The organism is Nostoc sp., assembly GCF_036917235.1.
Taxonomy (GTDB): Bacteria; Cyanobacteriota; Cyanobacteriia; order Cyanobacteriales; family Nostocaceae; genus Nostoc.
The window spans coordinates 28428-51494 of record NZ_JBALDU010000001.1; the positions used below are offsets into that span (position 1 = coordinate 28428).

The 23067-nt window shown below is 41.9% G+C and carries 21 protein-coding genes and 1 pseudogene; 12 read left to right on the forward strand and 10 right to left on the reverse strand.

All coding sequences use genetic code 11. The features are described from left to right. Positions 1-6 precede the first annotated feature (6 nt). On the reverse strand, positions 7-1584 hold the full coding sequence (locus tag V7K44_RS00145) for an NAD(P)H-quinone oxidoreductase subunit 4 (RefSeq protein ID WP_334927605.1): 1578 nt from the start codon (positions 1582-1584) through the stop codon (positions 7-9). Between the two features lie 368 nt (positions 1585-1952). Between V7K44_RS00145 and V7K44_RS00150 the strand changes: the two genes are divergently transcribed. Beyond that, positions 1953-2177, forward strand: a complete 225-nt coding sequence (locus V7K44_RS00150; protein ID WP_334927486.1) for a hypothetical protein — start codon at positions 1953-1955, stop codon at positions 2175-2177. Here V7K44_RS00150 and V7K44_RS00155 read toward each other — a convergent pair. Beyond that, entirely contained in the window at positions 2096-2317 is a 222-nt protein-coding gene (locus tag V7K44_RS00155; protein WP_334927488.1) for a DUF4258 domain-containing protein, read from the reverse strand. The two genes, V7K44_RS00150 and V7K44_RS00155, sit on opposite strands and share 82 nt — an antisense overlap. 123 nt (positions 2318-2440) lie before the next feature. Here V7K44_RS00155 and V7K44_RS00160 point away from each other — a divergent pair, with 123 nt between their 5' ends. From V7K44_RS00160 to V7K44_RS00180, 5 genes are all read left to right on the forward strand, one after another. Beyond that, positions 2441-4477 (forward strand): HsdM family class I SAM-dependent methyltransferase, encoded by a 2037-nt coding sequence (locus tag V7K44_RS00160; RefSeq protein ID WP_334927517.1) that lies wholly within the window; start codon positions 2441-2443, stop codon positions 4475-4477. Then, positions 4477-5898, forward strand: a complete 1422-nt coding sequence (locus V7K44_RS00165; protein WP_334927519.1) for a restriction endonuclease subunit S — start codon at positions 4477-4479, stop codon at positions 5896-5898. The genes V7K44_RS00160 and V7K44_RS00165 overlap by 1 nt, the downstream gene beginning before the upstream one ends. After that, a complete protein-coding gene (locus tag V7K44_RS00170; protein ID WP_334927521.1) occupies positions 5895-6368 on the forward strand; it encodes a helix-turn-helix domain-containing protein in 474 nt (157 codons plus the stop codon). Before V7K44_RS00165 ends, V7K44_RS00170 begins: the two co-directional genes overlap by 4 nt. Positions 6369-6439: 71 nt before the next feature. Beyond that, positions 6440-6829 (forward strand): hypothetical protein, encoded by a 390-nt coding sequence (locus V7K44_RS00175; protein ID WP_334927523.1) that lies wholly within the window; start codon positions 6440-6442, stop codon positions 6827-6829. Between the two features lie 144 nt (positions 6830-6973). Next, positions 6974-7174, forward strand: coding sequence for a hypothetical protein (locus V7K44_RS00180; protein ID WP_334927525.1), 201 nt, complete (start codon positions 6974-6976; stop codon positions 7172-7174). Between the two features lie 141 nt (positions 7175-7315). Here the strand turns inward: V7K44_RS00180 and V7K44_RS00185 are convergent, their stop codons facing one another. The 5 genes from V7K44_RS00185 to V7K44_RS00205 form a co-directional block, all read right to left on the reverse strand. Next, positions 7316-7501 carry a type II toxin-antitoxin system HicA family toxin gene (locus V7K44_RS00185; protein WP_193918417.1) on the reverse strand — a complete coding sequence of 62 codons (186 nt, stop codon included), beginning with the start codon at positions 7499-7501 and terminating at the stop codon, positions 7316-7318. Beyond that, complete coding sequence (locus V7K44_RS00190) at positions 7498-7689, reverse strand: type II toxin-antitoxin system HicB family antitoxin (RefSeq protein ID WP_118162850.1); 192 nt, start codon at positions 7687-7689, stop codon at positions 7498-7500. Before V7K44_RS00190 ends, V7K44_RS00185 begins: the two co-directional genes overlap by 4 nt. 119 nt (positions 7690-7808) lie before the next feature. Continuing rightward, positions 7809-9911 carry an NAD(P)H-quinone oxidoreductase subunit 5 gene (locus V7K44_RS00195; protein WP_334927531.1) on the reverse strand — a complete coding sequence of 701 codons (2103 nt, stop codon included), beginning with the start codon at positions 9909-9911 and terminating at the stop codon, positions 7809-7811. 198 nt (positions 9912-10109) lie between these two features. Next, positions 10110-10496 (reverse strand): thioredoxin family protein, encoded by a 387-nt coding sequence (locus V7K44_RS00200; RefSeq protein ID WP_099102715.1) that lies wholly within the window; start codon positions 10494-10496, stop codon positions 10110-10112. 606 nt (positions 10497-11102) lie between these two features. Then, entirely contained in the window at positions 11103-11819 is a 717-nt protein-coding gene (locus tag V7K44_RS00205) for an NnrU family protein (RefSeq protein ID WP_334895766.1), read from the reverse strand. A gap of 212 nt (positions 11820-12031) precedes the next feature. Between V7K44_RS00205 and V7K44_RS00210 the strand changes: the two genes are divergently transcribed. The 5 genes and pseudogenes from V7K44_RS00210 to V7K44_RS00230 all read left to right on the forward strand — a co-directional run bounded on the left by V7K44_RS00210 (position 12032) and on the right by V7K44_RS00230 (position 18642). After that, a complete protein-coding gene (locus V7K44_RS00210) occupies positions 12032-13045 on the forward strand; it encodes a LysR family transcriptional regulator (protein WP_334927534.1) in 1014 nt (337 codons plus the stop codon). Positions 13046-13350: 305 nt separating this feature from the next. Further along, positions 13351-14754 carry a serine/threonine-protein kinase gene (locus V7K44_RS00215; protein WP_334927536.1) on the forward strand — a complete coding sequence of 468 codons (1404 nt, stop codon included), beginning with the start codon at positions 13351-13353 and terminating at the stop codon, positions 14752-14754. Between the two features lie 28 nt (positions 14755-14782). Beyond that, positions 14783-15829, forward strand: a pseudogene (locus V7K44_RS00220) (substrate-binding domain-containing protein). 65 nt (positions 15830-15894) lie between these two features. Further along, positions 15895-17292 (forward strand): ABC transporter substrate-binding protein, encoded by a 1398-nt coding sequence (locus V7K44_RS00225; RefSeq protein WP_334927538.1) that lies wholly within the window; start codon positions 15895-15897, stop codon positions 17290-17292. 303 nt (positions 17293-17595) lie between these two features. Then, the gene (locus V7K44_RS00230) at positions 17596-18642 is read left to right on the forward strand and encodes a PstS family phosphate ABC transporter substrate-binding protein (RefSeq protein WP_334927540.1); all 1047 of its coding nucleotides are present in this window, start codon (positions 17596-17598) and stop codon (positions 18640-18642) included. 55 nt (positions 18643-18697) lie between these two features. Here V7K44_RS00230 and V7K44_RS00235 read toward each other — a convergent pair whose 3' ends face one another. Continuing rightward, positions 18698-19417: a Crp/Fnr family transcriptional regulator gene (locus V7K44_RS00235; RefSeq protein ID WP_012412419.1), complete on the reverse strand. Its 720-nt coding sequence runs from the start codon at positions 19415-19417 to the stop codon at positions 18698-18700. A gap of 525 nt (positions 19418-19942) precedes the next feature. Between V7K44_RS00235 and V7K44_RS00240 the strand changes: the two genes are divergently transcribed. After that, positions 19943-20677 (forward strand): DALR anticodon-binding domain-containing protein, encoded by a 735-nt coding sequence (locus V7K44_RS00240; protein ID WP_334927542.1) that lies wholly within the window; start codon positions 19943-19945, stop codon positions 20675-20677. Positions 20678-20854: 177 nt separating this feature from the next. On the opposite strand, the gene V7K44_RS00245 is transcribed toward V7K44_RS00240, so the two are convergent. Continuing rightward, positions 20855-21709: a Cof-type HAD-IIB family hydrolase gene (locus V7K44_RS00245; protein ID WP_334927544.1), complete on the reverse strand. Its 855-nt coding sequence runs from the start codon at positions 21707-21709 to the stop codon at positions 20855-20857. 280 nt (positions 21710-21989) lie between these two features. Further along, the gene (locus V7K44_RS00250; RefSeq protein WP_334927546.1) at positions 21990-22697 is read right to left on the reverse strand and encodes a PEP-CTERM sorting domain-containing protein; all 708 of its coding nucleotides are present in this window, start codon (positions 22695-22697) and stop codon (positions 21990-21992) included. Positions 22698-23067 lie beyond the last annotated feature (370 nt).

Below are 23067 nucleotides of genomic sequence, written 5' to 3' on the forward strand. Positions count from 1 at the left end.
CGCAACTTAATTACCAATTTCCGGCGCACTCAAAGAAACCTTTATTGTTTCGTCTTTTTGTTGTGCTAATGTCGGCACGGAATCACGCAATCTTGCCGTTAATTGTACAGTTGTAGCGTCGTACATTTGAGTCAGCAATTTGGGATAGAAACCAATACCAATAATTGGAATTAACAAACAGGCAATGATAAATACTTCACGGGGTTCGGCATCTATCAAAGCTTGGTGAGAAACTAATTCTTCGTTCTCTTTGCCGTAGAAAATTTCTCGCAACATCGACAGCAGATAAATCGGAGTTAAAATCACTCCCACTGCCATCAAGAACACCACAATCACTTTGAAGGTAGAGCTATAAGCATCGCTAGTAGCGAAGCCCACAAATACCATTAATTCTGCCACGAAACCGCTCATCCCTGGCAATGCCAAAGAAGCCATCGAACAGGTAGTGAACATCGCGAAAATCTTCGGCATTCTCTTCGCTACACCGCCCATTTCATCCAACATTAGGGTGTGGGTGCGATCGTAAGTTGCGCCAACCAGGAAGAACAAACTCGCCCCAATTAATCCGTGGGAAACCATTTGTAATACTGCCCCACTCAATCCCAAATCGGTGAAGGAGGCAATACCAATCATCACAAAGCCCATGTGAGAAATTGAGGAGTACGCAATTTTTCGCTTTAGGTTTCGCTGGGCAAAGGATGTTAAGGCAGCGTAGATGATATTAACTACCCCCAAAACTACGAACACTGGTGCAAAATAAGCGTGGGCATCGGGGAGCATTTGGGCATTCATCCGAACTAAGGCGTAACCGCCCATTTTCAGGAGAATACCTGCTAATAACATGTGTACTGGGGCTGTAGCTTCACCGTGGGCATCAGGTAGCCAGGTGTGCAAGGGAATAATCGGCAACTTGACGGCGTAAGCAATCAGGAAGCCAGCATAGAGGGCAAGTTGGAAATTCAGGGCGAAATCTTTTAAGGCGATCGCTCTCATGTCGAATGTCACCGTATCGCCGTAAAATCCCATTGTCAGGGCAGACAACAAAATAAACAGCGAACCGCCAGCGGTGTATAAAATAAATTTGGTTGCTGCATATTGCCGCCTTTTGCCTCCCCAAATCGACAGCAGAAAGTATATCGGCACCAGTTCCAGTTCCCACACCAGGAAAAACAACAGCATATCCTGGACAGCGAACACGGCAATCTGGCCGCCATACATTGCCAAAATCAAGAAGTAGAATAGCTTGGGCTTGAAGGTGACAGGCCAAGCTGCTAAAATCGCCAGCGTGGTAATGAATCCAGTCAAAATAATTAGGGGCATGGATAAGCCATCAGCCCCTACTGACCAATTCAAACCCAATTGTGGTACCCAGGGGTAACTTTCCACCAACTGCAAATCTGGATTGGAGAAATCATACCCAGTATAAAAAGCGTAAACAATTAGTGCAAAATCTATCAACCCCACGATGAGGGAGTACCAGCGCACTGTTTTGCCTTCTTTGTCAGGAATGATGGGAAGAAGTAGCGATGCGGCTATCGGAAACAGAATAATCGTCGTCAGCCACGGAAAATTAGCTATATTCATCACAATTAGTCTGCTATCAAAATCATGTTTGGCAAAAAGTCACTAGTTATTAAGTAACAGCTTTTTGGGGATTTCGTCTTCCTCGTTAGGTTGATTTAATTAAATTGGCAATCCCCCGTTTCTTCTCTTGGGAGTCTTTTTTGACATTTGGGGGTGTGGAATGTGCGTTGTGATACTCCCAGTAAAGTCAAAAATTTACCCTAAATAAAGTTGGTAAAATTATAATATTAGCCGATTTGCAAGAGTCTGTGCGACAAGCAGCAGTAGAACAAACTTTGCCAGTTTCAGAGCTTTGGGACTACAGTAGACGATTTGATTGAGTTTTCTTAGTAAAATAGACAGGGAAAGTTGATAAAGGAAATTCGATTATGTCATCTCCAGCGATCGCTACTGTAATTAAGATGATGGAATCTTTATCTGAAGATGTGCAAGAAAGAGTTGCAGAACATCTCCGAGAGTACCTGGAAGATTTGCAAGATGAATTGAAATGGAATAAATCATTTAACAAAACTCAACAAATGATTGCATCTGCCCAATCTGCTAAAAGAGAGATTTCGCAAAGCTTACCTTCTATAAAATCCAATATTAGATAACTGGGGTAGGGTGTATCATCAGGATTTTCTTCTATCACTTCCCCATAAGAAATCGCAGTTTTTACTTCTTTTTGACTGATGCGACGATAAAACATTTGCTGGATAGCATGACGGGAGAAAACTAGATTTTCATAATACATGAATTATTTTTTTTAATTGTAATTAGTGATAAATTTATTATTTTACTAAATGTTGGGCTTCTATTGACCGCGATCGCATATCATTTATCTACTGTGTAGTCTGTCTCCCATAGCAATAACTTCATGCCTTTCTCCGATTTCACTAATCCTTACCAGAATGCGGCTGACATACCACAGAAGTATCGCCAGCATATAAATCTACAGAAACTTCTTTTGTCTGATGGTTCTGGTAAATACGTACGTCCGCTTGAAGACCCCGTGACAATATGGGCAATTCAGATTTTAGAAGAGGAGTATGGTGTTCCATTAAACGCAATGGAGCTAGAACTTTCCAATATAACTGCATCTAGACAGATGTTTGGTAGGTCTGATCTAATAATTTATGATGATCGCTATGTTGGCTCTGGCACAGGCTTAGATGTGGCTTTCATCATGTTAGAAGCGATGGAACCTAACAAAAAGTTTGAAGGTAATGAAGAACTGGGATGGAATTACCATTTCAAACAACTAGAAGTTTACATGAGTGCTTCACCTTCTGCCCGTTATGCAATTTTAACCAGTGGAAAGCATACAGAAATTTATCGTCGTGACCTTGACTACCCAAGAAAATTAGAGCCAATTGGCAAGTTGCCAAAGTATGAAAGCGCCCGTGAAGCTGCAAACCATAGTCCTTATAAAGTTATCCGTAATCCCAGCGAACCGGATGGTATTCAAACAGGGCTAAATCCTTTAACCCGTGATAAATTTCGTGAGGTTTTAGGAGATACGCGATCTGGATGTCACTCTATCTTGCGGGATAACGAGGGTTTGCAGCCACAAGAAGCAGTCGATGCAATGGTTAAATTCTTGTTTGCTAAGTGGTACGACGAGCAAGCAACAATTGATTTAGTAAAGAAAACGGGCGAAGATCGAGCTTATGTTTTTAGCGTCAGTAATGAAACTGACCCAGAGCGTTTATTAGTTCAAGTAAAAGACACATTTGAAAAAGCGAAGCAGTGGGAACGCGATACTTTAGAAAGAAAGTTTGGTGATGATCTTTCGGCACGGTTGGCATTTAATGAGGCTGATGTGCTTCAATTTAAACCCCACACAACTTTTGAAATCGTCAAGCGGTTAGAACGTTGGAGTTTGCGAAAATCTTCAGCAGATGTCAAAGGTGGAGTGTTTGAGGATTTTTTAAGCAAGACTTTCCGAGATGATTTGGGGCAATATTTCACACCTACACCTGTAATTAATTTAATGGTAGGGATTTTGCAACCTACAGTAAATGATTATGTTGGCGATCCGGCTTGCGGTTCAGCGCGGATGTTGACGCACGTTTTGGATTATGTGCGTAAGCAGGAGTTTGCAAAAGCGATCGCAAATAATAGTGGTAATTCTGAAGGGATTAATCCTGAAGAACCAACGCAAGAGTTTATCAAGTTTCGAGATAATCATTTATTTGGGGCTGAATATTCTCGAAATGTGATGCACGTAGCGCGAGTTAATACTTTAATGAATGGCGCACAATATGCCGATTTAAAAGTAATGGATTCGCTGGAGCGATTGAGTAGCATTACAGGAGGAATTACAGAGGGTCTTCCAGAACGTCCTGGGTTTTATCTAGGAGGATTGACGATGATTTTGACTAATCCTCCATTTGGTTCTAAATTGACAAATGAAAGTGTTTTAAAGGATTTTGCTGGACGGGATGGAGTGACAAAGAAAAAGGGCAAAGTTGTTAAAAGTATTCCTCAAGAAGTTGCTTTTTTAAATCGTTGTTTGGAATATCTTGCACCCAATGGAAAGTTAGCAATTGTTTTACCTGATGGGGTATTGGCTAATAGTTCAATGCAGGATATTAGAGATTGGGTTTTACGTTGGGCAAGATTAAAAGCAGTTATTAGTTTACCACAAGCTACATTTGCACCTTATGGTGCAGGTGTTAAAACTAGCATAGTTGTTTTAGAAAAGCGGAAAATACCTTTATTAGCTGAAGGGCAGTTAGAAATAGGACAAGCACTTGTCGAAATAGGTGAAGATTACGACGTTTACATGGCTCGTATTGATGATATTGGCTATGATGCTACAGGTCGGTTTACTGTACCTGAAGAAAAAACACATTTCCCTCTTGAAGTAGTAGAAACAGTTACAGAGTTTGAAAGTCTAGCAGGATGGTAATGGATATTAATAAATATGATATAAAGCAATTTTTAGTTAAATCAAGTGATTTGATAAAAAAGAAACTTTTTGTTGAATTTTATCAACCTAAATTTCAATTTCTATTTAAAAAGTTGCATGAATGTCCATATCCTGTTCATTCCTTAAAGAAATTAAGTAACCGGATGTTCGACGGCCCTTTTGGTAGTAACCGTAAAGTTGATATGTATCAGGATAGTGGAATACCTTACATTAGAGTTAAGGATGTTCTACCTTCAGGAATTTTTTTAGATGAACTTAAATACATATCTCTAGAAAAACACAATGAATTGATTCGTAGCCGTGTAGTTCCAGGAAATATTTTGATAACAATAGCAGGTAGACTTGGGACTGCTGCTGTATTTCCTGAAAGTCTAAAAGAAGGTAATATTACAGGTCATATTGTTGGTTTAGAACTTTCAAAAGAAATAAATCCTCATTATGTTGCAACATTTATTAATTCTCAATTAGGTGAATTTCAAGCTATTAGATTAGGGCATAGAACAACAAGACCAGAATTGAATTTATCTGAAGTTGGAGAATTTATAATCCCTGTTCCTCCTCGACCTATTCAAGACCGTATTGCTCAAATAATGCAGAATGCTTATGTTGCACGAAAACAGTTACTCAATAAAGCTAAAGATTTGAATATAGAAATCAAAGATTATATTTTAGAGAAACTCGGCATTAGTCAAAATTTCCCGGACAATAAATTAAGCTTTGTTATTCAAGAGTCACAAATTTACTCTAAAAGATGGGATTTTGAGTATTTTGATCCGAAATCTACTAATACTATTCAAAAAATTATCCAATGCCATTGGCCTGTAAGAACTTTGGGTGAAATAGTATCAACTTTAACTGACGGTCAGCATGGTTATCTTAAGCATTTGCCTGATGGTATACCACTACTTCGCACAACTAACATTTTTGAAAATGAAATAAAACTTCATGACCTCAGATATATTGCTCCAGAAGTTCATGCTGCAATTAAACGCTCTCAACTCAAACCAGGTGATGTCCTTTTAACAACCATTGGTTCTATTGGAATAGCAGCAGTTGTTGACGACTCTCTTGGAGAAGCCAACATTAATCAAAACCTTGTAAAGCTAACTCCACAGGCTGATATCAATCCTTACTATCTTGCTCTGTTTTTAAATAGTTCTATGGGCAGAATTCAAACCGAACGAACTGCATCAAAAAGTGTTGTACCGATTGTAAACTATACTCGCTTGCGAGAAATTTTAATTCCTATCCCCCCTTATTCTGTCCAAGAGCATATTGCAGAAGTTATGCAAAATTCTTACACTCACATCAAGCATATTCGTAGTGATGCAGAAAATTTGGTTATTGAAGCAAAAGCCTGTGTAGAACGGATGATATTAGGAGAAGAAGAAGTTAGATGAAGGAGGGCAGCAAATACCAGCCACTCCTCGAATTTTTACGTGGCAATGATCAAAATGAAATAACTCTATCATTTGCTGAAATTGAGACTTTAATAAATGATGTGTTGCCTGAATCGGCAAGAAATAAACAGGCATGGTGGAGTAACCGCAAACAAGGCTCATCACAAGCTTACGCTTGGATGGAAGCTGGATATCGTGTTGAGAAAGTGGATTTTGATCAGCAACAAGTGATATTCCGTAAACCTCCTGATAAATATCAAGTTCAGCTTCAGGGTGATACTGTACTGTGGAATGCTGAGTTAATCAAAGCACTGCGGCAACACATGGATTTAACACAAGCGGAGTTTGCACAAAGGCTAGGTGTACGACAAGCAACAGTAAGCCAATGGGAAAAAAATGTATATGAGCCGACTTTAGCCACATCAAAGTATTTGACCTTAATTGCAAAACAAGCTGGATTCAAAATTTAAACTCAAACTATTTACATAATAATACCTTACCGCATGTAGTGTTTTTAATCAAACATTTTATTCGGTAAAGTATGAATATTCAAAACACCGAACCCAAAGCCCTCTTCCTTTCCCCTAATGGCAACGTATACCCGGACAGCCTAATTTGCTCCGGCATCATCCCCGCAGAATTGGACGGCAAACCCTGCCCCCATTTCCAAGCAGGGCGCTTTCCTGGCATCAAACCCCTAAATTCTGAAGACTCAAACTACACCATAGACAAAGGAAAACCAGGCGACCTCTGCCCAATCTGCGCCAAACAACAACTTGCACACCTTGGACACTGGCAAGGTCACAGAAATCAAATATTCCCTGAAGAACTTCTATCATTGCGGCTTTTCAAGTGCCGAATGTGGTTATGGCTAGTTGTCCCAGGACTGCACGATCGCAACGCAACCCAGCTTTTACCGCAAAAGCTATGAGATGAGAGTGTTTAGAAGCGATGAAAACACACTCAAACTTACAGCAACCCCGCAACAAAAATACAAATCTTGTCAGAAGCCAGCAAATAAGTTTCCGAGGCTTCCTGCTGGCTCTTGGCTCCCTAACAAAAGGAGACATTCACCATGATAAAACCAGTTATTGTCCAAAATCATCCTTGGGTAATAGTAAAAACTGTAGTGATTACCCAATCTCACACCGTCGCCCGTTTTGCTAACCGCCAAGATGCAGACGACCATTTAAGATTTTTGCGTCGAACTATTCCCAATGGAGGTTTTGAGATTATGTTTGAACCGCCAGATGTAAAAGAAGACTTTAATATTTAATTGCTGATTATCAGCCAAAGGAGTCTAATTTAGGCTCCTAAGAAACAAGGCAGGAGAGAAGAGGATTTTACTTGTTTCTTCCATTCATAGGAGTGACGCACCGCCCGTCGGATGCTTTCAAAGATCGGCTCTAACTTAATGTTAGCCAGCTTCATCACTAAGCATCTTAATAATATGTTTTGCAAGTTGCTCTTTGATTTCTCTATGTCTGGGAACAGCTTGAGAAATTTTTGTTATTGGATTCTGATACCAATCATGTTTGCCACCATGACGAACGAAGATACAACCCATTTCTTCAAGCTTACTAATTAAATCTCTTCGTTTCACGAAACTTCAAGTTCTGCAACTCTACGAATATTTTGGATATTTCCACTTGTTAATTCACTGTAAATATCAAGTAGATTTTCTCTTAGCTCCTCTTCTGTTTCACCCTGAGTCCAATAGTCAGGATATTCTTCGAGATAACCTAACCACATATCATCATCTTGCCAGTAAATGTATTTCTTCTTTGTCATGTGCCTATTCGCTGCCTTTTTTTAAACTATCGAATTACTGAACTATCAGCCAAAAAAAAGGAGTCTAATTTAGACTCTTAAAAAACTTAGGGGCGGACAGTCGCCCACCCCAATGAAAATCAGGTGACACCAAAGACAATCACTAAACCCAAAACCGCCCCAAACACAATCAAGGCATAGAATTGAGCGCGACCGTTTTCTAGGTACTTCAGACCTTCACCGCTAACAAGGGTGAAAAAGCCTGTGAGGTTAACAGCACCATCGACAACGCGGAAGTCAACTTCCATAACTTGTCTAGCTAGGCGACGCAAGCCGAGAACAAAAACCCGATGGTAAATGTCATCAAAATACCACTTGTTGAGGGATAACTCGTAAAGTGGTTGGATTTTAGCAGCGATCGCAGCCGGGTCAATTTTACGGCGCAAATACATCAGCGAAGCCAGGGTAATCGCAATCAAAGATATTCCGACTGAGGCACCCGCCATGATGTAGAATTCCGTCGGATTGAACTCGGAAGCCTTTTCTATAACTTCGGAAAGGGTTTCACTAGGAGGAAAGATAAACTCTTCAAAATAATTGGCGTAGGGAGTTCCCACCAAACCAATCAAAATCGAAGGCACAGCCAACAGTGCCAACGGCAGCGTCATTGTCCACGGAGATTCGTGGGGGGAGTCGCTGTGATGTCCGTGGGAGTCATGAGAGTCATGCTGCTGACTAGTTGCCGCCAATTCTCCTTTCTTCATCGCCCCAGGCCCAAAATTCGGGACTGGTTCTTCTGACTCTAATTCCAGGACAATTGTCGCCGCAGCCTTCTTGAGTTTTTCCTTGATTTTCTCGTCAGTACCCCGGAATTTGCCTTCAAATGTCATGAAATACATTCTAAACATGTAGAAAGCTGTAATCCCGGCAGTTAGCCAGCCGATAAACCAGAGGAGTGGGTTAGCCTCAAAAGCCTTCCCTAAAATTTCATCTTTTGACCAGAAACCAGCAAAGGGTGGAATACCAGAAATTGCCAAGCAACCAATCAAAAAGGTAGTTGCTGTGACGGGCATATACTTTCGCAGTCCACCCATCAAGCGCATATCTTGCGCTAAGGCGGGGTCGTGTCCAACCACACCTTCCATACCATGAATTACTGAACCTGAACCCAAGAACAGCATCGCCTTGAAATAGGCATGGGTCATCAGGTGGAATAGTCCAGCACTGTAGGAACCTATTCCCATTGCCATCACCATGTAACCAAGTTGGGAAATGGTGGAGTAAGCCAAGCCCTTTTTGATGTCGTTTTGGGTAATAGCAATGCTTGCACCCAAAAACGCCGTAAACGCCCCAGTAAAGGCAATGACATTCATTGCGGCTGGAACGTCTTCAAATACTGGGTACATCCGGGCAATCAGGAAAACACCCGCCGCCACCATTGTTGCCGCGTGAATCAAGGCAGAAATGGGGGTGGGGCCTTCCATTGCATCTGGTAGCCAGACGTGAAGGGGGAATTGGGCTGATTTCGCTACTGGCCCTAAGAAAACTAAAATCGCAAACAGGACAGCGAGAAAATTGCTGATAGAACCTGATTCGACAAGTTGGGCGAGGCGATCGCCCATGACATTAAAATCAAAGCTTCCTGTTGCCCAGTACAGCCCTAAAATGCCGAGTAATAGACCAAAGTCGCCCACGCGGTTGGTCACAAACGCTTTTTGAGCGGCATCTGCTGCTGACTTGCGATCGTACCAAAAGCCGACCAGCAAGTAGGAACACATCCCGACCAGTTCCCAGAATATATAAATCTGTACTAGGTTGGGGCTGATCACCAGACCTAACATTGAGGAGCCAAACAAACTGAGATAGGCGTAAAACCTCACGTAACCGGGATCGTGAGCCATGTAGCCATCGGTGTAAACCATGACCAAGCAGGCTACCGTTGTGACAATCACCAGCATTAAGGCTGTCAGGTGGTCAATAGTGTAGCCCATGCTCAGGTGAAAATTACCTGCTGCCGCCCACTCAAAGGTGCGAATATAAGACGCATGTCCTTGAATTTGACTCCATAGCAACGCAAACGACAGCCCCATAGCTGCTGCCATCATGGAGATAATCACCACAGCGTTAAGCTGGCGGAGGCGGTTTGTCACCTGATTCAACGAGATTAACCCTAGACCGACCAGCATTGCCCCAAGAAGAGGGAACACCGGAATCAGCCAGGCATACTGATAGATTACTTCCATCACTGACGCCTACTTTTAGAATTCTTAATTAGCGTGTCCAAACTGTTAATAATTGTGACACACACCCTTTAGGATAAAATAACCCACCCAAGGCTGATTGGGTGGGGTATTAAGCATGGTTTTAGATTTGGTCATCTGTCATTGGTCATTGGTTATTAGTCATTAGTCCAATGCCCCATGCCCCACACCCAATATCCATCAGGCTGACCGATACTCTAAGTCCACTGTTTTTGAACTTTTGTAGATTTTGGGATAATTGCTGTAGCTGGCCTTAATCTCTTCTAAAGCTAGACGTAAATCTTCCCTGCCGCGAAAGCATTCCAAGCGATGGCGAACAGTGCCATTTTCAATCAATAGTAAAGTGGGTAGTGATTTTAGCCTATAGGTAGTAGACAATTTAAAATTTTGATCGGCGTTAACCCCGACTAATTTAATTTCATCCCCGCACTGGGACTGAAATTCCAACAACAGCGGGTGGATAACTCGACACAAGCCACACCAAGGTGCTTCAAAGTTAACTAAAACAGGAATAGGAGATTGTAAAACTTCTTGAGTAAATGTCCGCTCACTAACCGAGAACACCATGACGCCTCTTGGATTATAAGGTTTTTATATCAAACTAGCTATCAGTACTGAATTGAGTAGTGCTGAGTTCCGAGTTCTGGTTTCTGAGTAGAAGTCCATAACTAAAGTTAGCGGATTGAATGAGGAACTCGTTTCTTTTTCTTCTTATAGTAAAGCGGGGATTGGGACTAATTGCCAAGCAATGAATACTAAGTTGCTTGCTTTTACTCAGGACTTAGGACTCAGCTACTGCTTCAGTGGAGGATTGGCAAGTTAGTAACTGCCGATAGATGCATTCAGGACACAAATATTTAGGACACAGAATAATTGGCAAAAATTGAGCGTGTTAATGTGTCTCTGACAGAAAAGCCACCTTAGAAGTCGCGTTGGCTTTTTTGGATCTTAAACTCCTGATTGCCGTGACCGCTTGGGGATTTGACTGAATCTGCCACTTTCTTTCAAGGAAAGGCAACTGACCAACAACTACCAATATAAAATCTCAAGCTGACTGAACGCACCCTCCACTGAATAGATGTTTTAATTTATCCTACATTGATTTGGGGCAATTGATAAGCTGAAATTTCCATCTATTTCGGATTTTCTCCTGACACTGGGGATCGTCTAAAGTTACCATCCTACCCTACTAGTTACTTCCAGTAACAGAGGGTGTGACCACCAAAGCAAAGCGATAAAAATCGTAACTCCCAAATAGGCAGGGCGGAGAAATTCCTGCCATTTGAGAGATTGACGCCCGTCAATAATTGCTTTAAAGGGAATAATTGAAGTCCGCTGTTTGGCAATTTCAAAAGCTTCCCCATAGCGATCGCTCAAGCGGCGATCCCCGTGCCAAACCCCAAACAAGTGATGCAATATCAATCCAATGGAAGTCACAAGGGTAAAGGTAGTACCCAGCCAGAGAGTGTGGGCAACACACCAAATTATTTGTCCTACCATCTGGGGATGACGGGTAATCCGAATAATTCCTGTTTCGTAGAGATGAACTTGGGGCTTTTGAATAGCAGCAATTTCTAGTAGATTGAAGGTAGCAGGATATAAAAACAAGAACGAGATTGCTGATAGCAGCCAAACAAATTCTCGGACTCCTGGCACCCCTTGTACCTGCCAAATTTGCAAACCATCATAACGGTGCCCAAAAAAGTAAATAATTAATATCACAGCCAACGGTAGGCTGACTAATGCAAAGAGAATGCGATAAAACCTTGGGCCAATGTATTTTTCTGCCCAAGGGCGTAAAGCAGCGCCTCCACTGTGAGCGATCGCAAAAACTATTTGTAACCCCAGTATGACAAAATGACTGGGTGTCAACCAAGAAATCAGCAGCATATACACAGGTGAAGTAATTTAAAGAAAACCGAATTCAGTACAACCAATACCACAAAGTATTCAAAAGGGGACTTTAGTCAAGATGTTGTGCTACTGTCTTTTTCGAGTCAAGCCTTCAAGTTTAATATGCAACAAATCATGTCCGGCTGATTGCTGCCAAACCGGATTTATTACGTGCATCTGCTCCTTTAAAAGTTTGTGGGTTGAGCCTTATGTCTGACCTTCCTTTCACTTTAGATCAGTTACGTATCCTGAAAGCGATCGCTCAAGAAGGAAGCTTCAAGCGTGCCGCTGATAGTCTTTACGTTTCCCAGCCCGCTGTTAGTTTGCAAGTCCAAAATCTCGAACGGCAGCTCGATGTCCCCTTATTCGATCGCGGAGGACGACGCGCCCAATTAACCGAAGCCGGGCATCTACTCTTAAACTATGGTGAAAAAATCCTTAGTCTCTGTCAGGAAACTTGCCGCGCCATTGAGGATTTACAAAATCTCCAAGGTGGTACTTTAATTGTCGGTGCTTCTCAAACCACCGGCACTTATCTTTTGCCCAGAATGATCGGTATGTTCCGACAAAAATATCCAGATGTGGCAGTACAATTACACGTCCACTCAACTAGGCGAACTGCTTGGAGTGTCGCTAACGGACAAGTCGATCTGGCAATTATCGGCGGTGAAATTCCCGGTGAACTGTCAGAATCTTTAGAAGTTATTCCTTACGCTGAGGACGAGCTAGCGCTGATTTTACCTGTTTTTCATCCTTTTACCAAACTTGAAAAAATCCAGAAAGAAGACCTATATAAATTACAATTCATTGCCCTAGATTCCCAATCGACTATCCGCAAAGTAATAGACCAAGTGCTAGGACGCTGCGAGATTGATACCAGACGTTTTAAAGTTGAAATGGAATTGAATTCCATTGAAGCGATTAAAAATGCTGTGCAATCTGGTTTAGGGGCTGCCTTTGTCTCAACTAGTGCGATCGCTAAAGAGTTACAAATGGGCGTTTTGCACCGTACTCCCATTGAAGGCGTTGTCGTCAAACGGACGCTGTGGCTGATTTGTAATCCCAATCGCTATAGATCCAAGGCCGCAGAAGCCTTTAGTCAAGAAATTTTGCCCCAGTTTGCTAACCCAGGATGGAATCAAGATGTGTTAAAATTAACACAAAAAAGTCTAATGTTAACTACATTGGAGGTAGCAACACCCACCTCATCTGGTGAAGACTAAAATCAGGTTATTAGTCCCTTGTCATTTTTCCTTTGTTTTTTGTAAATGACCAAATAATTCGTAATGACGCTCCTCTGTCGCTAACTTAATTCGTAATTATTAACCCATTGTGTTCGTGCAGAGTGCTGTAGGCAAGCCAATGGTTTGACATCAGGAAAAAAGTTTCCTGTTCCTCATTAACAAATTTAGTTACTCTGTAACCGGAACTAATTACGAATTACGTAGCTTGCTTCTTGCCATTCGCGTAGCATCTCGTAGAGAAGGCGAGTATTATCAATTGCGAATTATTTTGACTAATCACGAAAATGGAAGTTTACTGCACTCGTCCGCGTTGTCCACGCCCACAAAACTATTTTGCCGATTTAGATGATGTTACGACACTAAAAACAACCCAGCAAAAGTATTGCACTACCTGTGGTATGCCATTGATGCTAGATGGTCGATATGTGCCAAGTAAACTGCTGGGAAGGGGCGGGTTTGGAGCAGCATTTTTGGCACGCGATCGCCGAATACCGGGAATGCGTCAATGCGTGGTTAAGCAGTTTCAACCATCGGGAAATTTAACCTTAACTCAACTGCAACAAGCGCAGTTAATGTTTGAAAGAGAAGCAGAAGTTTTATCACAGCTTGGTAACGATCACGAGCAGATTCCTGACTTGTTTGCTTTCTTTCCAGTGATAGTTAATAGCTTGCAACCAGGAGAGCAAGACCAATTTTTTTATTTGGTGCAAGAATACATCGATGGGCAAACCCTAGAAGAAGAATTATCTCAACAAGGCAAATTTTCTGAACAGCAAGTATTAGAAGTATTACAAGGAATTCTGAGGGTACTAGAGTTTGTCCATGACAGAGGCATTATCCACAGAGATATCAAACCTTCAAACATTATGCGTCGTCGTGATGGTAAACTTTTCTTACTAGACTTTGGCGCAGTCAAGCAAGTAACCAATGCTGCACTTGGTTCTGCTGCTTCTTCCACAGGAATTTATTCTATGGGATTTGCACCGCCTGAACAGATGGCTGGGGGGCAAGTATTTCCATCTACGGATTTATACGCTTTAGCTGTAACTCTAATTACCTTGTTAACAAATAAGGAAGCAATTCAACTATTTGATGCTTATAGTAACCAGTGGAAATGGCGAACCCAAGTGAGTGTCAACCCTCACCTTGCTGACATTTTAGACAAGATGCTGCTACCTGCGGCTAATCAGCGCTTCCAGTCAGCCCAGGAGGTTCTACGCGCACTTAACTCACAGGCGGCTCAATCTCCCACACAACTTAATTCGCCCTCTGTAACCCTGCCGCCACAACCACCCCAAGGTTCTAACCCTGTTGTTCCCCGTCGTCCATCAACTCAACCAGCGTTTTCGACATTGGAATTATTGGGAGGGGCGGGATTTAGTGGATTTCAGGGTGCATTGATCGCGATCGCCCTTTTCAGTCTAGTAAAATCACCAATAGTTACTTTGACTACTTCTGCCTTGATTTTAGGTATACTAATTTTTGCCCAAACTAGGCGGTGGATTGAAAAGTTCGATTTATTAATTATTCCCATAATTACTTTTGCAATTATTTTTTTTATTCCCTTTTTACGGGGAGGCCTTGACCTTCCGTCAGTGGTAATTTTAGCAGTTGGAGCAGGCTTAATAGCTATTTCATTGACAGCCGTATTTCGACTTATTTATAAATTATTATCTCTCTTACTTTAAAAAACTATTGGTGCTAACAGCTACATAAATGTCTCAGAAAAACGAAACACTTAGTCTTTTTTTAGCCGTTGTCATCACTATTGGTTTAATCTTTGGTGGTCTATGGTTTCTTATGGAACGGTGGGCGCAATTAACTGGAACTGTTCCTAAAACTTCCGGGAATGGTAACACGGGTAATCCCATAAACCAGTTTGTCAACAACAGATGTAACGTCCCAAACCTCCCAGAAGGGACATTCAACTATGGTGGTAGTACAACCTGGGCACCCATCCGTAAAGACGTAGACTCTGTACTAGAAAGCCTGTGTCCTCAATTTACTTTACGTTATACTCAACCTGCTTCAGGTCAAGCAGGATCTGGAACTGGGATTCGGATGTTGATAGATAATCAACTAGCTTTTTCTCAATCTTCTCGCTCAGTTAAAGCTGAAGAAAATACCGAAGCGAAACAAAAAGAATTTGGTTTGAAAGAAATTCCAGTGGCGATTGATGGTATTGCGATCGCAGTTAACCAAAATCTCAATATCCCTGGTTTAACTGTCGCCCAACTTAAAGACATCTACACTGGCAAGATTACTAATTGGCAACAAGTGGGTGGGCCAAATTTACCAATTCAAGTCTACTCTCGCACCAAAGAAGCCGGGGGAACAGTAGAATTCTTTATTGAAAATGTTTTAAATAAAGAAAATTTTGGTACTAACGTTAGTTATGTTGGCACAACCACAGAAGCAGTACGAAAAGTAGCCGCGAATAGTGGCGCAATTTATTATGCTTCTGCCCCATAGGTTGTACCACAATGTACTATTAAGTCGCTACCATTAGGGCGAATCAGCGGTCAATTTGTGCCTCCTTATCAACAACCTGTTGTATCTCCATCTGAATGTCCCAGTAAACGTAACCAGTTGAATAGTCAAGCATTTCGTAGTGGAGACTATGCAATTACCCGCAATTTATTTGTAATCGTTAAACAGAATGGTCAAAGAGATCAGCAAGCTGGCGAAGCTTATGCAAATTGGCTGCTGACATCTCAAGGTCAAGAACTGATCGAAAAAGCTGGATTTGTCAGAATTAAATGATCAAAATGCTTAGATTTAGACAAATAATCAAATATTAAATATTTTTACTTTATTTAAACTTGTTCATGTCACAAAAGAATGAAACCACAATTTTAGCTTTGGCTCTGCTGCTGACAGTTGGCATAGTTGGCGGTGGGTTTTGGTGGTTTAGTAACAATGGGGCCAAAATTGGTAATAACATTATTCCAAATCAACAACCAGGCAACAATTCATCCTTACAAGACCGTATTAGTTTTGGGGAAAAATCTTTTACTCAAGGTGACATTTCTCCTGTGAAAAAAGAAGGAATACAGGCGATCGCAACTAAAAGTTATGATAAAGCGATCGCCAATTTCACAGCTGCTCTAAAACTCAACCGTAACGATCCAGAAGCATTAATTTTTCTTAACAATGCCCGCATCGGTTCTTCCAAGAGCTATACCATCGTGGCTTCTGTACCATTCGGCACTGACCCTAATGCTGCTTTAGAAATTTTACGTGGGATAGCCCAAGCTCAAAATCAAGTTAATAGCTCTGGAGGAATCAAGGGAGTACCGTTGAGGGTAGGGATAGCTAATGACGACGACAATCCAGAAATAGCCAAGCAAATCGCTTCTACCCTAGTCAGCAATTCCGAAGTATTAGGTGTAGTTGGGCCGAATACTAGCGATTCCACGTTAGGCGCAGGTACTATCTATACTTCTGGACAACTTGTAGCTATATCTCCCACTAGTACATCTGTCAAAATTTCTAACTTTAGCCGCTACGTTTTTCGGACAGTTCCCAGTGATTTTACGGCTGCGAGAAGTTTAGCCAACTATATGGTGAGAACCTTGCAGAAAAAAAATGCAGTGGTTTTCTTTAATTCTCAGAGTAACTATAGTCAGTCTTTGAAGTCTGAGTTTGTTTCATCCGTTTCCCTAGAGGGTGGACAGGTAGCCAGCGAATTTGACTTATCCAAGGCGGATTTTAGTGCAGCTAGAAGTGTAGAACAAGCAACTAAACAAGGTGCAGAAGTTTTGATGTTAGCTGCTAACACTGAAACTCTCGATAAAGCGCTGCAAGTAATTCAGATTAATCAGAAAAAGTTAACTTTGTTAGCGGGAGATGATGTTTACACCGCTAAAACTTTGGAAATTGGCAGAGAACAAGCTGTGGGGATGGTATTAGCAGTTCCCTGGCATATTGATAGCGATCCTAAGTCAGATTTTCCCCAGAAATCGCGGCAGTTATGGGGCGGTGATGTGAGTTGGCGAAGCGCCCTTAGCTATGATGCCACTGTAGCTCTAATTGCGGCATTAGAACGCAATCCCACGCGAGATGGAGTCCAACAAGCACTCTTGTCATCTGACTTTTCTGCCACTGGCGCTTCTGGTACAATTCGGTTTTTAGCATCAGGCGATCGCAATGCCTCAGTGCAACTTGTAAAAATTGTTCCTGGTTCTCGCTCTCGCACTGGTTATGACTTTGAACCAGTGCGTTAATCAGCAATAAAAAATTAAAAATTAACCAATAGTTAACCTGGAAAAACCCTCAAGATGAGAAATTGAGCTTTACGGGGAAAATTCTTAGTATCAACTAATAACTTATCCTCACTAACACTCAAGTCTTGAGAAAAGAGACGATTAATCCAAGAAAAATTTATTATACCTTGGCATCTATTGTAGTCAGAAGTGAGTATTTGTCAGCAGTTTTAATAAAACACCCGTCCTCCAAATACAATCTCAAGTAGCAAGCACTTGTCAAGTCAAGCACTTATATTGAATGGACGCGCGGGTAATTATACTATGTCCCAAAAAAATGAAACAACTATTCTTGTATTATCCATCCTAATCACCGTCGGGCTAATAGCTGGCGGTTTTTGGTGGTTTACGAGAAAATCTGGTGTCGATTTAAATACAATTAATCCTAGTAGTACCAAAACGCCCCATGCCGGATCGGAACAACCTAGTGGCAATACTTTCACTTCAGTAAAGGATGTTCCTACAGGATTATTCAATTACGGAGGCAGTACATCTTGGGCACCGATTCGACTAGTAGTCGATCCGGCAATTCAAGCCGCACGGCCAGAGTTACGGCTGCGTTATGTAGAACCCAGCAATGCATCTCCTGGTACTGGTACTGGCATTCAGTCCTTGATAGACGGTCAACTAGCCTTTGCCCAGTCCTCCCGACCAGTTCTAGATCCGGAGTTAAGCCGTGCCCAGCAGCGTGGGTTCAGTTTGAAACAAATTCCTGTGGCAATTGATGGTTTAGCAGTTGCAGTTAACCCCAACCTGAATATTCCAGGACTAACAGTAGAACAGTTAAAGTCAATTTACACGGGCAAAATCAATAATTGGAGCCAGGTGGGCGGCCCCAATATCCCAATAAAGCCCTATTCCCGCCGCATTGCTGATGGCGGTACTGTCGAACTTTTTGTCCAAGACATCTTGGGTGGTCAAGCTTTCAGCTCCAATGTAGAATTTATCTCTACAACCACCCAAGCCTTGCAAAAATTGGCTGATAGTCCTGGTAGCATCTACTACGCTTCTGCCCCAGAGGTGATTCCTCAATGCTCAATCAAAGCCTTGCCGTTGGGGCGCACGCAAGGGCAATACATTGCTCCATACCAAGAACCTTCTGTCCTCCCGTCTGAATGTCCTGGTAAACGGAACAAGTTGAACATTGAGGCTTTCCAATCAGGAAAATACCCGATTACCCGCAATCTGTTTGTGGTGGTCAAACAGAATGGTCAGACTGAGCAGCAAGCAGGTGTCGCTTACGCCAACTTACTGCTGACTGAGCAGGGACAGCAACTGATTACCCAAGCGGGATTTGTCAAAATTCGCTGACAAGAGCGATCGCACTCAAGACAGAGTGGCGGAAATCGCCGCTCTGAACTGTACCTTAACCAGCTCTATTAATCGACTCTGCTGGCAAGCAAATGAGATTATCCCCTTGAGTCAAGATTAAACCACGTTGACGCAGCTTACCCATCAAGCGGGTGACGGTGACACGAGTGGAACCAATCGCGCTACCAATTTGGGCATGAGTGAGGGGAAAGGGCAGACAATAACCGCGAATCACATCAGGATCGGTGTCGCTCATTGCTGGCTCTCCATATTCCTCAATTAACAATGTGAGAAATCCTAAGAGTCGGTCAATTGTGCGGCGTTGTCCCAAGGCACTCAACCACAGCAGCTTACGCTGGTGCTGATACCTAAAGGCATCCATAACTTCGCGACGGAAGTGAGGCCAGTTGTCTAAATCGTGCCAGTACATCCACAGCACCGCAGTTTGGTCAACATGGGCGTAAGCCTGGAGTGTGAATGGTGATTGGGCAACAATTTCAAATGGCTGTCCCGCTCCTACAAAACCCAAGAACGCTTCTTCTGGAGTTCTGTTGATTCGTCGAGACGTTAGCTGACTAGCAGTCGCACTAACTTGGGCGGTTCCTACCATGCGGATCGCACCCCTTTGCACCAAATACAGCAATCCAGGTCGGGCTGGAATGCGCTCATCTTTGCTAAAGGTGCGGCAGCGATAGTGTTCTTGAGCCCAGTCAAGAATGCGTTGCCAAGTCAAAAAAGGCCGTGATGCCTCAGAAAAGGAGGATGGAGATTGCATAGGTAACAAAGAGCGTTCGGCTGAAGACAAAGACGTAAATAAAAGGGTGCAAGGAGTGTCTTTGTGTTGACGAGGCAGGCTTAACGCCTAACAGCGCCAGCCAATCCAAAGAATAGAAAGCAAATTACTCTCTACTCTTTTGTTATACTTCCTACTGTACAATGGTGGTAGTAAAGTTTACTTACTATTCATCGATTATTCATCAAATTTTATCCTCTTCTCATTTTTCTTCATCTAAATTAAATTTATACCGCAAGATAGATGACAGAAATGTAACAAATATATCTTACATGAGTCTTTAAATAATATTACGTGCATTATAAATTACCAGTTAGCAAATATACGTCAATCAAACAGTTATTATATAGTTATTTAATAAAATCAATAAGCATTGATACTTATAATGCAAAAAACAGATACATAAAAGGAGAAAAAATTCCTCTATATAAAGGTAGAGATGACAAGAGAATTTTCTATACCTCAGGTGTGTCTCTGCGACTATCAAAATCTCAGAATCGAAAAGCGATGGAGCTTGCCAGTGCGATCGCTTCAGATTTATCAGGGATTTGTGAGGACGTTTTTAGCATCCAAATAGTTCCCCCTGGTTGGATAAATTTTGAATTAACTCACTCAACCTTAGCGACTTGGTTACAAAGTCTCGTAGTGGGGAGTTTGGGGGAAGAGGGGGAGATCGGGGGCAGGGAGCAGGGAGCAGGGGGAGAAATCAATTCAAAATTCAAAATTCAAAATTCAAAATTAAAGAACTTCTGCCTCCTGCCTCCTCTTTCCCAATCCCCAATGCCCAATTCATTGTTTGCTGTTGAATATGCTCATGCACGTTGCTGTTCCCTAGTGCTTCTGGCTCATCGAGAGGGATTGATTAAACTTAGAGAACCAGTTCCAAATACTAGTCCAGCTTTTTGGGATGTTATTTTTCCTAACCCCCTACCTTGGGTTAATTGCGACGGAATACTACGACTCAATCACCCAGATGAGCGTCGTCTAATTGGCGAATTAATACAAGTGGTAGACAACATAGAGTGCCCTGATGTTAGCGGTTCTGTGAAATGGGAAAAAGTAGCGCTGAATTTGAGCCAAGCTTTTGAAAAGTTTTGGTCTAATTGCCGGATTTGGGGTGAGGTGAAAATTACGTCACCAGAACTGGCCCAAGCTAGACTCGGATTGCTCATGGCTACTCAGTCAGTATTAAGATTTGTCCTAGAGGAGAATCTGCGGGTTTTTGCGCCTTTGGAGCTATAAATCGGTAATGTCGCTTAGGCAAAAATAAAAACTTTTTATATAGCTATTGACTCAATGCACCACCTCGGATACATTAGCAGGTGTGTGAGGAGCGAACCAGCTAGGGCACCGAGACGAAACACGGCCAGTCGTCGGTGTCCTTTCTGATTTATATGGGTTAGATTCTAAAAAGTGCCCTCAGTACAGCAAAAACTTTTCAATTGCTACTGCTGCCCCATCTTCTTCTACGCTAGGAGCTATCCACTTAGCGATCGCTTGCACTCCTGTTGGTGCGTTACCCATAGCTACACCAAGTCCGGCATACTCCAGCATTTCCACATCATTGAAGTTATCGCCAATCGCCATAACGTTGGCTAATTGTAATCCCAGCAATTCTTCGGCTAGGTAACGGACAGCAGTACCCTTATTTACAGAGGCGTTAGTTGCTTCAAAAAAGGTAGCAACAGATGTCGTCATATAAAGTTCAGCGGGTGTGTATTGGCGGCGCAAATTTCCTAATAACTTATCGATTACGTCAGTGTCATCAGATAAAGCAAGAATTTTTGTCGGTTCATTCGTTAAGGCTTGACGTAAATCACCTACAGGAATCGCAATAATACCAGAACGCTCTGCATAAATTTTGGTTTCTCTGGTTAACTCACGAACGTATAGCTGATCGTTGATGTAAAAGTGAACAGATAGAAGCGATCGCAACTCAGGTTGTTCAAAATAGTCGAGTAACTGGTGGGCGATTTCTCTAGAAACAACGCAATGGCGATGAATTTTTTGGGTGATTGGGTCTTGAATCCAAGCTCCTTGATAGGCCATTAATGGTAGAGTAGAGCCGATATCTTGGTGGAAGCGCAAAGCTGAACGATACATTCTACCTGTGGCGATCGCCACTTGAATTCCTCGTGCTTGCGCCGCAAAGATTGCTTGCTTTACAGGTTCGCTGATAGTGTTAGAGTGTCCTGCGATCGTGCCATCTACATCCAAAACTAGTAGCTTAATGTCTTTTGCAGCAGCCTGATTGTCAGTAGATGCTTTCTGCATAATTTCCTAGATTTTAAGTTCCAGTAAGAGGTTAACAGGCTCTGGCAACCAGTGGGGAGTAGTAGCAAAAATTGGGTTGACTAGAAAACCCAATTTTTCTAACATGAGAATGTTGAATCATACAATTTTAGATTGGTATAGTATTTTTTAAATATTGTTCAAAATTCTGGATAATAATCGCCACAAAAAAACCCGATTCTCGAAAAAATCGGGTTTTTTGATTTAAATTAGATAGCTGATCGATAGATAGAACAGGAAAAACCTACCTATTGAAGAAAGTCTATGAATTGGACACCTTGATCCAGCTTTTTTTGCGTTGTGACAATAGACAAAGCCCAGCAATTAAACCAACTCCAAGTGTGGCAGAGGGTTCAGGTACTGATTTCACCTCATCGTAGTCATAGGTTACTTTGATACCTGCTTTGGCATAAGTATCAATATAGGATCTCATGTTGCCCGAACCCGTAACTACTGAGTTGACTAAAGCTGAGAACAAAAAGTCTATGTCGCCATTACCAGTGAAAGACTGCAAGAATTGGGTATTGGTGAAAGACTGAGTAGCAGATTGTGTGGCAGTTAAGTTAGAAATAGTCTTTCCAGAGGTGCCACTATAATCAGTCTTACCGTCATATTTAGAAGCTTGATAACTCGATATATCTTGTGGATTGAGCGCAAACAGAGACTGATTATTTAGTTTTAAGCTGAGTTGACTAGCAAGATTTACTGTCACCTGAGTCGGGGTTGGACTCCTGTTTTCAAAACCTGCATTTCCAAGTATGTCGCCAGTAAAACTTATCGTTACACCCTTAAGTGTACCCAGAGATGAGTTAAATTTTTGGACGCTCAGAGGTGCATCAATGATATTGGTGAAATCGTAATCAAGGGCACTAGTGTAGGAGAGAGAAGCTGCATTAGCTGCTCCAGATGTTGCAACAATTCCTGCCAAGGTTGTGGCAGCAGCTAGAGTGTTGAATAGTTTTGTTGTCATGGATAAAAGATGCTTTTCTGAAACGAATCATTACGGGATTACTAACCTATTTTTAACTCTGAAACTTGGCTTGTAGTCTTGATAAATACACGTAACTTTATGTAAAGTTATTATGTTCAAATTTCTTCGACAAATAGACTTTTTGATTGGTATATATAAAGTTTTGTTAAGGCAGAGAGGTTTTGATAGTGGCAATCTTATGTCGAAATATTAAGCTAGTTTTTGTTGTTCCTGAGAACTAAGCTAAGTCAACCTAATTAAACATAAAATGCTCAGGAGGTAGATCCCCGACTTCTGGTTACAAATGGGGGAATCTAGCTACTATCTGGTTACTATGCTTATACTCAGGTACTTAATTGGGCTGGTATCT